Raw genomic sequence first — 12,941 nt, 5'->3', positions numbered from 1 at the left:
GTGCCTTTTTATTTGGTTTATAGAATAAATACTTATAAAATAAGAGATGTAAAAGTACAGTATTTTATTCTTGCTATGTGTGCCAACTTTAAACCTTTAACTCTTGCCCAATTGCAGCAACTTCAGTTGCCTGTGGTCGGCTTTAGCTATGCCGATGAGGTTTATCCGGGTGGGACAACGCCGCTATTATTCAAATCACCGCAAGGTTTTGAGTGGCGTGAAGTCATGTTCGGTTTGGTTCCTAAATGGGCCGAAGATACAAATATAGCAAAACATACTTATAACGCCCGTCATGAAACGATTTTCCAAAAACCGAGTTTTCAAGAAGCCGCTCTTAAATGTAAGTTTGGTGTAATACCCGTGACGGAGTTTTATGAGAGTAAATATATAAATGATAAACCTGAGCGATGGGGCGTCCGCCGTAAAGATGGACAGGCTTTTTTCATTGCCGCAATTTATGAAATTTGCAAAATGAATGAAACCATTATCCGTTCTGCAAGTATGTTAACTATGGATGCCATAGACCATCCCATGATGAAAGATTTTCATGAACCGGGCGATGTCAAACGATCAGTCATTGTGATTCCGCATGATCGTCTAGAGGAATGGTTAAGTTTAGAAACACCAGATATTTCAAGCTTTATTGAAGGTTTTCCTATTGAGGAATTTGAATGTTTACACGTTCCCAAAGAGAAGCTTATAAAGCCCACGCCTCAATTAAGTATGTTTGAATAACAACAGTAGAGTCAGGTTATTGGCTTAATTTTTAAGTCAATAACCTTTGTTATTTAGTCAATATTTTTACTTAAAGTTTCTACCTGCTCATCTTGGGCCAGATAAGCCAATTCAATTGGTGAAATCACAAAAGTCGAATTATCTGAGGTTTGTTTAAAAACAAATCCATATTCAAATGATTGTGTATTCTTACTTGGTAACCAGAATAAATAAGGGCAACCCGTATAGCTACCGTCCCAACCCATTTCTTTAGCTAAAGCCAAAGCTGTATCGGATTTAGCAATAATTTCTTTCAGTGATTCTTTGTCTCTTTGGGAGACATCACCATCATCATCAGCAAATGTTTGTAAAAACTCATTTAATGGGGTTAAGTCTTCCCAGTTATTTTCAATTGTTGAAAAGTGATATCCATATAGCGTCATATTTAGTCTTCCATTTTGTTATTGTGCTATTGAACATAGCAAGAAATGTGTGAAAAGGAAATGGTTGGTTTTACATTAAGTTGTTTATTTTTCATAAGTTATAATATGTTTTTTATACAAAATTTAACGTTACTTTCTCTTGAGTAATAAGTGGTTTAATAAGTAAAAATATAAAGAATCAGCTTTTAAGGTAATAGAAGACTTCTTAGTTAAAGATAAGAGCTTTTTGTAAGAATACTAGACTGTTGGTGAATACTGAATTTTTCACAATTCACTTATAATGAAAAGGAAAGTAAATAGAGCTTATTTATGTTTATAACAACAACTCGCCCCAATGATGTCTTAATTGAACAGCTACTACCAATATTGGAAGAGGCTAGTCAGATCTTATTACAAGAATATCAGAACTATTCAGCTGGATATGAGTTTAATATTCAAGAAAAACATGATGATTCACCTGTGACCCAAGCAGATTTAAAAGTAAATCAATTTTTATTAAAACATCTTGCAGAAATCACACCGGAGTTACCAGTTTTATCCGAAGAAAGCGACTATAGCGCTCGCCACGATTGGTCTTCTTGTTGGATGCTAGATCCTCTTGATGGTACGAAAGAGTTTATACATGAACGAGATGAGTTCACGATAAATTTGAGTTTGATTGAGGGGCGTGAAACTGTATTTTCTGTAATTGTTGTACCGTGTGAACAAGTTGTTTATTTAGGTTATTTAAATGATTTGCCTTTTAAATATAACTTTAGCCAACAACAATGGTACCAATATCAAAAAGAATCTTATTCGACACAAGCGCCTGTACAAATTGGCTTAAGTCATAGTAGTAAAAATCCGAAGTATCAGAAGTTTATTGAGCCAATTGAAAAGAGCCGTACCGTAATTCGACGTGAAGCGGGAAGCGCTTATAAATTTTGCATGATGTTAGAAGGCGAGATTGATATTTACCCTAGATTTCACCCTACATCTGAATGGGATACTAGCTCAGGTCAGGGATTATTAGAAAGTATAGGTGGAGGTTTGCTCACACTAAAAGGTAAACCTTTTGAATATAACCAACGTGATACTGTATTAAACGGGGGCTTTATCGCATTTCGTGATCAAGAAAGCAAAAAAATAGCATTTGAAGCTTTGGTACAATCGGGTGTTTTGGATTGAGAGTTATTGCAGACATGCTATAGTGGCAAAATATTGAGAAAAGATGACACGATAAAAATGGCACTCGATTTATTGCCTAAAAGCATGTTTGAAGCAATTGATTTATTGCCTGATGCTTCAACTCCTGTAACCCTTTTTACACGTCACTCCTTAAGAGAGCTGGTAGATGGGCAAGGCTTGGCAGGATATGACCTTCAACTTACACCTCAAGGACGTGAGCTTGCACAGGAATGGGGTAGCTATTTAATCAAAAATACGGATCGTGTAATTCAACACTGTATTTCTAGTCCAATTCAACGTTGTGTAGATACTGCTGCACTTATGATTGAAGGTGCAGATGGGGTAAGTCCTGAGCCGAATACACATACAATTGAAATTGTTGAACAAGGCTTACTGGTAGAACCGGGGAGCTTTGTACTCGATATTCAACAGGCTGCACCATATTTTCGTAAACAAGGTGCTTTAGGCTTTATTAATAGTTTTGTGAACAATGCATTACCTGGTATGAAACATCCCATTACTGGGGTTTTAGATGTGTTGGAACTTATTTATCAGACTCATCCTAAAACAAAAAGTGGGCTGAGTTTAGCTGTTAGTCATGACACAATTATTGCTGCCATAGTTGCCGTAATTTCAGGCAACAATCAAATACAAAAAGCAGATTGGCCAGAAATGATGGAAGGCCTGTTTGTGTGGTTTGAAGGGGATGAATTTCCAAATTGTAAATTGAAATGGATTTGGCGAGGCGAAGCTTACGAGTTAGATGTCTCTAAATTTCATAAAGTAGAGTAATTATAAAATTATAGGTAATAAAAAAAGCCCTGTTGGGCTTTTTTTACATGCTTCAATTAGTTAGCTAAAGCTTTAACTTGAGCATTTAAACGGCTCTTATGACGAGCAGCTTTATTTTTGTGGATGATGCCTTTATCAGCCATGCGGTCGATTACAGGAACAGCTTTTTTGTAAGCTTCTGTAGCAACAGCATAATCACCACCAGCGATTGCACTTAAAGTACGTTTGATGTAAGTACGAACCATAGAACGCAAGCTTGCGTTGTGTTTACGCGCTTTAACGTTTTGGCGCGCACGTTTTTTAGCTTGAGCAGAGTTTGCCACTCTTGCACTCCTTGAAAATAAGTTGGTCTGGGCGGGCTGTGGTCAATCCAGTAAACTGGTGTAACCATCACCAGCCCGTAAACAAGTGCCATATTGTGATGAATCAATACCGTGAAGTCAAGCCTTGAGAGCATTTTAAGCCGTTTTAGGGGCTGCTAAAACCGTAAGAAAAGGTTAAATTTGATACAAACTTAAAGAAGGTTGGATAAAAAATGACTATAAGCACGAAAAAAGCAATTGTAGTAGGTGCTACAGGACTCGTTGGATTAGCTCTAGTTGAAGAGCTTGAACAAACACCGGAATTTGAAGCGATTACAGTTGTTGTTAGAAAAGAATCACAACTACTTAATACATATAAAAAAGTTACTCAGTTAGTAATTGAAGATTTTTTATTGCTCAACGATGAAGACGTAAATGATCATACTCACGCATTTAGCTGTTTAGGTACAACTTTAAAAATAGCAGGTTCAAAACAAGGCTTTTATGCGGTGGATTATGAGATAAATGCTCATTTTGCAGACTTGATCCAAGATAAACATATCCATTTTTTAATTGTAAGTGCACTTGGGGCAAATGCTAATTCACCAATTTTCTACAATAAGGTTAAAGGACAATTAGAAGACTATATTCAGAGTTTAGGCATCGAAAAATTATCTATTTTCAGGCCATCTCTATTGATTGGTAAGCGTAGCGATGTGCGTTTTATGGAAGATTTAGGACAAAGTCTTTTTAAATTCATTGAAAGTAAATGGAATAAACCATTCAAATATAAACCTGTTACCGCAGAGCAATTGGCTCATACCATGGTTGTAGCGGCGCTAACGCAAATTGAAGCATTTAAACGATATGATAATCTCAGTATACAACAAACTCGATAGGGAGAATAAAAGTGTCAACAGTACCATTTGTGACATGTGATTTATTGGATGATAACCCGGAAAAAGATTTACAAGTGGTCACGCCCTCAATGGACGGTAAGTTCTTTAAAAGTTACGGTGCACGTCAAACTTTTGGTGGACAAGTTGTGACTGTAAAGTGTTTTGAAGATAACTCGCGTGTAAAAGAATTATTGGCTACAGATGGTACAGGGAAGGTATTAGTTGTAGATGGTGGTGCTTCAATGCGCTGCGCACTTATGGGAGATATGATTGCTGAATCAGCAGTTAAAAATAACTGGAATGGTGTGGTTATTTATGGCTGTGTACGTGATGTTGATGCACTTGCAACTTTGGATTTAGGTGTACATGCATTGGCTGCAATTCCGCAAAAAAGTAATCGTAAGGGCATTGGTGAAGTAGATATTCCTTTGTATTTTGGTGGAGTCACAATTCAATCTGGCGATTTTATTTATGCAGATAACAATGGAATTGTGATTGCTAAGGAAAAATTAGTTTAGCTCCACAATATAAAGGAACGTGTAATGGTGAATCATCAAATTAAAGTGCTGCAAGCAGTAGCATCTGCAATTGCTCAAGGTGGTAGAGGGGTTACAGGTACAGCATTTCCTAATCAGCCTGTTAAAGCTCTAAAACTTTATGAGTTTGAAGGTTCACCATTTTGTCGGCGTGTTCGTGAAGTGATTACACTTTTAAATTTGGATGTGGAAATTTACCCATGTCCCAAAGGGGGAACAAGATATCGTTCAGTTGTAAAAGAAATAGGCGGTAAATTGCAGTTTCCATTTTTAATTGATGAAAATACAGGCGATAAACTATACGAATCACAAGATATTATTCATCACTTATTCAAACATTATGGTAAGACAGGGCAAACGCCTCAGAAATTTTCAAATTATCCTGAAAAACCATATGTTGCATTTGCTGGAACCTTATTAAATGGTGCTCGTGGAGTCTGGATTGATAAAAAAATAGTAAATCGGGCCGCACCTGAACATAAACTTGAATTATGGAGTTTTGAAGCAAGCCCATATTCAAGAGTAGTAAGAAATGTACTATGCGAACTTGAAATTCCTTATATTTTGCATAATGTGGCTAAAGAAAGGTGGCAAGATATGGGGCCTGCTATTCTTCGCTTAAAACCGGGAAAATATGTACCCTTAAAGGGTGGTAAACGAGAAAAATCGTTGCAGATTATGCAAGGAAAAATGCAAGTGCCTTATTTAGTTGACCCAAATACAGGCGTTAAAATGTTTGAATCTTCCCAAATTGTAAAGTACCTAAAAAAACAATATGGTGGCTAAATATAAATTAGAAAAATTACAAGAGATTGGGATCGTTCAATCTCTTTTTTAATAGTTGAGAACCATAAGAAATCGTACGATAAAAACATGAATATGCTAAATTACTACCGTAAATTACCAAAATAAGGCCTGTTTTATGGAATGTATGAGAATTCAACCTGTAACGAGTCATCCTGGAGAAAATGCATTATTTATTGTATTAGGATTAGCTCAAGGTGATTCTGTTGTAGAAAAAGTAAAAGATTTTGCAGCTAATTTTTCAGCGTTAACTAGAAGTTTGTCTAATCGTTATCCAGAAAGTAAATTTAATGCCACATTCGGTTTTAGCTCAAATGCGTGGGATATCTTATTTTCAGAACAATCAAAGCCTCAAGAATTAGAAACATTTCAAGAAATCAAAGGTCCAAAGTACACAGCCGTTTCAACACCAGGTGATTTATTCTTTCATATTCGTGCTGATCGACAAGCTCTCTGCTATGAATTGGGAAGTATTATCAATGAACAGTTGGGTAAAGTGACTTATCCAATTGATGAAGTACATGGTTTTCGTTATTTCGATGGTCGTGCAATTATTGGCTTTGTAGATGGAACAGAAAATCCTGAACCTGTAATTGCAGCGCAGTGGGCTCTAGTGGGCAGCGAAGATCCCGAATTCATTGGGGGAAGTTATGCATTTATTCAAAAATATACCCATGATATGGAAAAATGGCGTGCTTTAAGTGATGAAGAACAAGAAAAAGTAATTGGTCGTAAGAAGTTTAATGATATTGAACTCGGTGATGATGAAAAGCCTTTAACAGCTCATAATGTTGTAAGTAAAGCGCATGATGCGGAAGGTAATGAGCTAAAAATTATGCGTGCCAATATGCCTTTTTCTAACCCTTCAAAAAATGAATATGGGACTTTCTTTATTGGATACTCGCGTAAATTTAGTACAACCCGTCAAATGCTTGAAAATATGTTCTTAGGAAATGAGCAAGGTCATCTTGACCGCTTACTTGACTTTAGTACTGCCCAAACAGGTACTTTATTTTTCGTACCGACAGTAGATTTTCTAGATGACTTGGGTGACGAGTAGGCATTAAAAAAATAAACTTAGATGGTAGAGGTGAGTAGATTACCTCTACTATATAAATTGAAAATTAATAAGATGTGATGAAATGTTCAAAAAGTTAAGCCAGCTTTTTCAAGGCTCGAAAGAGTCACCAGAGCAATTATATTTACAGGAGAATCAGCTCAGTTTTGATTCAGAGCGTGGTCCGGTTATTAAAGATGTCGTGATTAATGAAAAGTGGTCAGAGCACCTTGAATATTTTTCAAATCGTAAATTACAGAACTTTGATGATTTACGTAAGTTATTCCAAATCACACCACAAATTAATGAAAAAATTGATTTAGAAATTGCAAATCAACGCTATGTCGAAAGGTTAGGTAATACTCAAGAAAAGTTGCTTGAACTTAAAGCAATCATACAAATATTGAACCAATATTATGTGATGTTTCTACGTGATAAATAAGTTCAAACATTTGTTTAAGAACTATAAAAAAGTATCTTAAAGTAGTAGCTTGATTTCAGAAAAATAACTCAATTCAATAAAAACATCATGCTACTATTAACCTCATACCTTTTTAGCTCATAAAAGCCATATACATGTTTCAACAAGAAATCTCTCAATTGAATTTGCAACAGCTCAAGGCCGGTGAAAAGCGTTGGGTGGGGTCATTATTAGGTTCATCAGCAGCTTTATTGCTTAAAGAAATTGCGAATCAGCATTCTTCTTTATTAGTTTTAGTCGCTCGAAATAACCAACATGTTGCTCAATTAGAAAGTGAACTTGAGTTTTATGGAGTAAAGCCGACAATTTTTCCCGATTGGGAAATTTTGCCTTATGATCGGTTATCTCCGCATCAAGATATTGTCTCGGAGCGTCTTGCGATTTTATCGAATATGCCGCAGCAAGGCGTATTACTCATTTCAGCAAGTACTTTGGCTCAACGGGTTGCGCCTTACTCATGGGTTTTGGGTAAGCACTTTGATATAAGAGTGGGGCAAAAATTTGATTTAGAACAGCAAAAACTAAGATTGGTTCAGGCTGGCTACCATTTGGTAGATACAGTTTATGATCATGGAGAATTTGCTGTACGCGGTAGTATTATGGATATTTTTGCATCTGGGCAAGAAGCTCCTATCCGAATAGACCTATTTGATGACGAAATTGATTCGTTAAAATTCTTTGACCCTGAAACCCAGAGAACAACTACAACGCTAAAAAGTTTTACAGTTCTACCCGCTAAAGAGTTTCCATTAAAAGAAGCACGGTCAGTTTTTAGAGATCGTTATTCTGAGTTTTTCCCGACAGCAAACCCTAAGAAAAATCCAATTTATCAAGATGTTTTAGATGGTATAGCATCTCCCGGAATTGAATTTTATTTACCATTATTTTTTGATAAAGAACAAATGCAATCGCAAAGTATGTTTACAATGTACTTGCCAAAGAATTGCATTGTAATTACAACTAGTGATGTTGATACCGATTTAACTAACTTCTGGAAAGAAGTTGTGCGTCGTTATGAAGATCGACGTCATAATATTGATCAACCTATTCTTGCTCCTGAAGAGTTATTTATTTCTCCAAATAATTTGCTTAGTGCTTTAAATCAGTTTCCGCGCATGCTTGTAAGTGCAGAAATTATTGAAGAAAAAGCTGGTGCACTTAACCTTAAAACTGAACAACCACCCAAGTTGCCAGTCGATCCGAAAAAAGAAAAACCATTTAGTGCCGTAAAAAAATATATTGATGAAGCAAATCATCCGGTTCTATTGGTTGCAGAAAGTGCAGGACGCCGAGAAAGTTTAAAAGATGCATTGCGTTCAAGTTTGGGTGAAATTCCGAATGTAGAGAATTTTGAGCAATTCAAAACCAGTCAATTTGCAATTGCGATTACCAATGCACCTTTAGACCGTGGTTTACTTATAACTGATCAATTAACAGTTATTTCAGAAAATCAGCTTTATGAACACCGAGTTGTACAGCGTCGTCGTAAGCGTCAACAGGAGGTTTCTGAAGAGTTTCTAATTCGAAGCTTAACTGAGCTAAGTATTGGTGCTCCTGTCGTACATATTGATCATGGTGTGGGACGTTATGCTGGCTTAATTACACTTGCTATCGAAGGTCAAGACTATGAATTCTTGCAGCTAGATTATGCTGAAGATGCCAAAGTTTATGTCCCAGTAACGAACTTACATCTAATTAGCCGTTATAGTGGTGGTGACCCAGATTTAGCACCTTTACATAAAATTGGTACTGATGCTTGGAGTAAAGCAAAGCGTAAAGCATTAGAGCAAATTCATGATGTTGCAGCCGAGCTTTTGCATATTCAGGCACGTCGTCAGTCAAAACCTGGTTTTGCTTTTGAATTGGATCAATCACTTTATATGCAATTTGCAAGTGGCTTTGCGTATGAAGAAACACTTGATCAGGCCAATGCAATTGAAGCTACGCTGTATGATATGCAGCAAGCAAAACCAATGGATAGATTGGTATGTGGTGATGTAGGTTTTGGTAAAACCGAAGTGGCCATGCGAGCAGCATTTGTTGCAGTACAAAATGGTAAACAAGTTGCAGTTTTAGTTCCTACCACGTTACTTGCCCAACAGCATTATGAGTCTTTTAAAGATCGTTTTGCTGATTGGCCTGTTCGTATTGAAGTGTTATCACGATTTGGTTCGAACAAAACTCATTTAAAAAATATTGAAGACTTGGCGGATGGTAAAGTCGATATTGTGGTAGGCACACACAAGTTATTACAAGAGAATGTTCAGTTTAAAGATCTAGGCTTAATGGTCGTGGATGAGGAACATCGCTTTGGTGTACGTGACAAAGAGCGAATTAAGGCTTTACGTGCTGATGTTGATATGTTAACCCTTACCGCAACTCCAATTCCTCGTACGCTTAATATGGCTTTTTCGGGAATGCGTGATTTATCGATCATTGCCACTCCACCAGCGCGTCGTTTAGCAGTAAAAACGTTTGTTCAAGAACATACAGATGCTTCAATCAAAGAGGCGATTTTGCGTGAGTTATTACGTGGTGGACAAGTTTACTTCTTACATAATGAAGTAGATACCATTGAGCGAGCGGCTGAAAATATTCGTATGCTTGTGCCAGAAGCACGCGTGGCGGTAGCACATGGACAAATGCGCGAACGTGAACTTGAGCAAGTTATGCAGCAGTTCTACCACAAAGAATATAATGTGCTGGTGTGTTCAACCATTATTGAAACGGGTATTGATGTTCCAAATGCCAATACAATTTTAATTGAACGTGCAGATAAGCTTGGCTTAGCACAATTGCACCAGTTGCGTGGACGTGTAGGTCGTTCACATCACCAAGCTTATGCTTACTTATTGGTGCCTTCAATCAAACACTTGAAAGGTGATGCTGAAAAACGTCTTGATGCAATTCAACGAGCTTCTACATTAGGCGCAGGCTTTATGCTCGCTACGGAAGATTTAGAAATTCGTGGTGCTGGTGAATTGTTGGGTGAGCAACAAAGCGGTTCAATGCAGGCGATCGGATATAGCTTGTATATGGAAATGCTTGAGAAAGCGACTAAAGCAATTCAACAGGGTAAAACACCGAATTTCGATGCTCCATTGTCGTTAACTGCAGAAATTAACTTACATATTCCCGCACTTATTCCGGATGATTACTTAGGGGATGTTCATCAACGTTTATTATTCTATAAACGTATTAGTAATACAGATACTCAAGAAAAACTGGATAATATTCGCATGGAGCTTATTGACCGTTTTGGTGTTCCACCGCAATCAGTTAAACACTTGTTTAGCGTGCATCAGATCCGCTTAAAAGCGGAGCATTTGGGTATTACAAAAATTGATATTAATACTCAAGGCGGCAACATTGAATTTTCACCAGATACTCCAGTTCAGGCGATTAGTATTATTCAACTCATGCAAAAGAACCCGACCTATTATCGTATGGAAGGTGGACAGCGCTTGAAAGTGATGGTGCAGCTTGAAGACTATGAAAAACGAATTCAATTTATCAATGATTTACTACAAAAATTGATGAGTGAATTACATGCCTGAGTCCAGTTTTTTGAATAAGCCATAACTGATCAGGGCATTTGTCTTGTTGTGATTGGATTTTATGTACTTTTTTATACCTTGAGATATGAATAAGTGCATAAAATCATTGTTATTTGTAAGTAAACGGGCTACTAATAATATTCACATCAAAACTGATGTGATAGTATTAGCCATTATTGTTTATTGTCATTTATAAAAGATATGTTTAGTTTGCATCCACAACTTGCTCAAGATACTTTTTTTGTAGGCGATTTCCCGCTTTCAACATGTCGTTTAATGAATGATATGCAATTTCCTTGGTTGATTTTAGTACCACGTGTACCAGGAATCACGGAATTATACGAATTAAGTCAAGCTGACCAAGAACAGTTTTTACGTGAATCAAGCTGGTTATCTAGCCAGTTATCTCGCGTTTTTCGTGCTGACAAAATGAATGTTGCAGCTTTAGGTAATATGGTACCTCAATTACATTTCCACCATGTTGTCCGCTATCAAAATGACGTAGCTTGGCCTAAACCAGTGTGGGGGACACCAGCTGTACCATACACAAGTGATGTTTTAGCTCACATGCGTCAGACCCTTATGCTTGCTTTACGTGGTCAGGGTGATATGCCTTTTGATTGGCGCATGGATTAAATCAATGTCATGCCACATGTGAGTGTGGCTACATTGAAATGTGGAGGATAGGGTGCAATTAGAGAGGTTTATAGATCGGGAACCTAAGCAGTTTGCATATTTTCATCGTTTGATGGGGTATTCAATTCTGTCATTGATTTTAGTGATCTATGCCTTTACCTCACCAAATACTAATTATCAAATCTATATTCCTCCTTTCTTTCTTTTTTTACTTTTTGTTAGTTCTAAATTAGAGCACTGGTTACAGTACCAGTTTGATAAGAAAACCCAAAAAAGTGTTTTCTTTGCGATAGATGCAATTGTGGTGGCGGTTACTTTAGCAGGCGTACATCTCAATCTTGTTCCTACATTTATTGCGCTTTTTGCATTATTTTACTCAGCAATTAATAGTCGTATTTCGTTTGCAGTGATTTGTTTAACGAGTCTGCTTGGTGCGATTATTTTTTATTTAAGTACTTTTTTTCTATTTGGTTTTCATCCATATTTTGAAGCCACAAGCCAAGAATTAACGGTAATTACCTTACTTGGTTTAGTGATGTTTATCACTATTGGAAATTACTACCAACATCGCTGGGTTAAAAAAATTAGTCAGCAGCGTCAGCATTATTACGATCAAATGACGCGTTATATCGCTTTTGCTAATCAGTTAAGCCGCTATGCTCCATTACAATTATGGCAGTCGATTATGCGTGGTGAAGCTGAAGCAAAAATTGAATATAAACGTAAAAAAATGACCGTATTCTTTTCTGATATTCAAGGTTTTACTGAATTGTCGGAAACCTTAATTCCAGATGACTTGGCCTTCTTGCTTAATGACTATTTAAGTCATATGACTGAAATTGCGAAGCAATATGAGGCGACTGTCGATAAATTTATGGGAGATGCAATCCTCATCTTTTTTGGAGATCCAAATTCACAAGGTGTTGAACAAGATGCCAAATCTTGTGTGGAAATGGCAATTGCTATGCGTCAGCAAATGAAGTTGCTGCGCGAGCGTTGGAAAAAGATGGTGTATTCAGCCTTACATATCCGTATGGGTATTAGTACGGGTTATTGCCACGTTGGGAATTATGGGGCAACACATCGTATGGCTTATACAATTGTAGGTCGTGATGTAAATTTGGCGGCGCGTTTACAGTATGCTGCTGAAATTGATGAAATACTCATTTCCGATGATACTTATCAACTCATTAAAAGTGATTTTCTATGTGCACCGAAAACCCCAATCTATTTAAAGGGAATTCAAGGTGCAGTAAAAACATGGCAAGTCATGGAAAAATACACAGGAAATAAATCAGATCATCAACAATGGTTTGATTATGAATATAAAGGTTTCCATTTAGTATTGAACTTAGAAGAAGTACAAAACTACGAATATCCGGAATTGGTTGAAGTGCTTGAAAAGATGATTCAACGTATTAAAGTTCAACAAACTTTAATTAATACTCAAGGTGTTGCTCAGCTTAGACTTGAGGATGAAGTTAAGCCAATAAATATTGATCAAGAGCAAGATCAGGTATAAATCATATAAATAAAAAAAAGCTGCTTAAGCA

13 protein-coding genes are annotated in these 12,941 nt (G+C 36.8%); 11 read left to right on the top strand and 2 right to left on the bottom strand.

Annotated features, from left to right (window positions below; translation table 11 throughout):
- The first annotated feature begins 75 nt into the window (after positions 1-75).
- Complete coding sequence (locus F984_RS10125; RefSeq protein WP_031944769.1) at positions 76-735, top strand: SOS response-associated peptidase family protein; 660 nt, start codon at positions 76-78, stop codon at positions 733-735.
- 53 nt (positions 736-788) lie between these two features.
- Here the strand turns inward: F984_RS10125 and F984_RS10120 are convergent, their stop codons facing one another.
- The gene (locus F984_RS10120; RefSeq protein WP_002049893.1) at positions 789-1,157 is read right to left on the bottom strand and encodes a hypothetical protein; all 369 of its coding nucleotides are present in this window, start codon (positions 1,155-1,157) and stop codon (positions 789-791) included.
- A gap of 309 nt (positions 1,158-1,466) precedes the next feature.
- Between F984_RS10120 and F984_RS10115 the strand changes: the two genes are divergently transcribed.
- Both F984_RS10115 and F984_RS10110 read left to right on the top strand, forming a co-directional pair.
- Positions 1,467-2,324, top strand: a complete 858-nt coding sequence (locus F984_RS10115; protein ID WP_004709066.1) for a 3'(2'),5'-bisphosphate nucleotidase CysQ family protein — start codon at positions 1,467-1,469, stop codon at positions 2,322-2,324.
- Positions 2,325-2,381: 57 nt separating this feature from the next.
- On the top strand, positions 2,382-3,116 hold the full coding sequence (locus F984_RS10110; RefSeq protein WP_004709064.1) for a histidine phosphatase family protein: 735 nt from the start codon (positions 2,382-2,384) through the stop codon (positions 3,114-3,116).
- A gap of 56 nt (positions 3,117-3,172) precedes the next feature.
- Here F984_RS10110 and rpsT read toward each other — a convergent pair whose 3' ends face one another.
- Complete coding sequence (gene rpsT, locus F984_RS10105) at positions 3,173-3,439, bottom strand: 30S ribosomal protein S20 (RefSeq protein WP_000013652.1); 267 nt, start codon at positions 3,437-3,439, stop codon at positions 3,173-3,175.
- 212 nt (positions 3,440-3,651) lie between these two features.
- Here rpsT and F984_RS10100 point away from each other — a divergent pair, with 212 nt between their 5' ends.
- The 8 genes from F984_RS10100 (at position 3,652) to F984_RS10065 (ending at position 12,910) form a co-directional block, all read left to right on the top strand.
- Positions 3,652-4,317 (top strand): NAD(P)H-binding protein, encoded by a 666-nt coding sequence (locus F984_RS10100; protein ID WP_004709063.1) that lies wholly within the window; start codon positions 3,652-3,654, stop codon positions 4,315-4,317.
- 11 nt (positions 4,318-4,328) lie between these two features.
- Entirely contained in the window at positions 4,329-4,835 is a 507-nt protein-coding gene (rraA, locus tag F984_RS10095; RefSeq protein WP_000108826.1) for a ribonuclease E activity regulator RraA, read from the top strand.
- A 24-nt stretch (positions 4,836-4,859) separates the two neighbouring features.
- Positions 4,860-5,639, top strand: coding sequence for a glutathione S-transferase N-terminal domain-containing protein (locus F984_RS10090; RefSeq protein ID WP_004709060.1), 780 nt, complete (start codon positions 4,860-4,862; stop codon positions 5,637-5,639).
- Positions 5,640-5,784: 145 nt separating this feature from the next.
- Complete coding sequence (locus F984_RS10085) at positions 5,785-6,717, top strand: Dyp-type peroxidase (protein WP_025469311.1); 933 nt, start codon at positions 5,785-5,787, stop codon at positions 6,715-6,717.
- A gap of 82 nt (positions 6,718-6,799) precedes the next feature.
- Complete coding sequence (locus F984_RS10080; RefSeq protein WP_004709057.1) at positions 6,800-7,156, top strand: hypothetical protein; 357 nt, start codon at positions 6,800-6,802, stop codon at positions 7,154-7,156.
- 134 nt (positions 7,157-7,290) lie between these two features.
- Positions 7,291-10,752, top strand: a complete 3,462-nt coding sequence (mfd, locus tag F984_RS10075; protein WP_004709054.1) for a transcription-repair coupling factor — start codon at positions 7,291-7,293, stop codon at positions 10,750-10,752.
- A 201-nt stretch (positions 10,753-10,953) separates the two neighbouring features.
- Entirely contained in the window at positions 10,954-11,388 is a 435-nt protein-coding gene (locus F984_RS10070; protein ID WP_000492048.1) for an HIT domain-containing protein, read from the top strand.
- A gap of 52 nt (positions 11,389-11,440) precedes the next feature.
- Positions 11,441-12,910, top strand: a complete 1,470-nt coding sequence (locus tag F984_RS10065; protein WP_004709052.1) for an adenylate/guanylate cyclase domain-containing protein — start codon at positions 11,441-11,443, stop codon at positions 12,908-12,910.
- Positions 12,911-12,941: the final 31 nt, after the last annotated feature.

It is taken from the genome of Acinetobacter nosocomialis NIPH 2119, from assembly GCF_000368085.1.
In the GTDB taxonomy this organism is placed as follows: Bacteria; Pseudomonadota; Gammaproteobacteria; order Pseudomonadales; family Moraxellaceae; genus Acinetobacter; species Acinetobacter nosocomialis.
The sequence above is the reverse complement of the archived record's forward strand: the minus strand, read 5'-3'. Positions and strand labels throughout refer to the sequence as shown.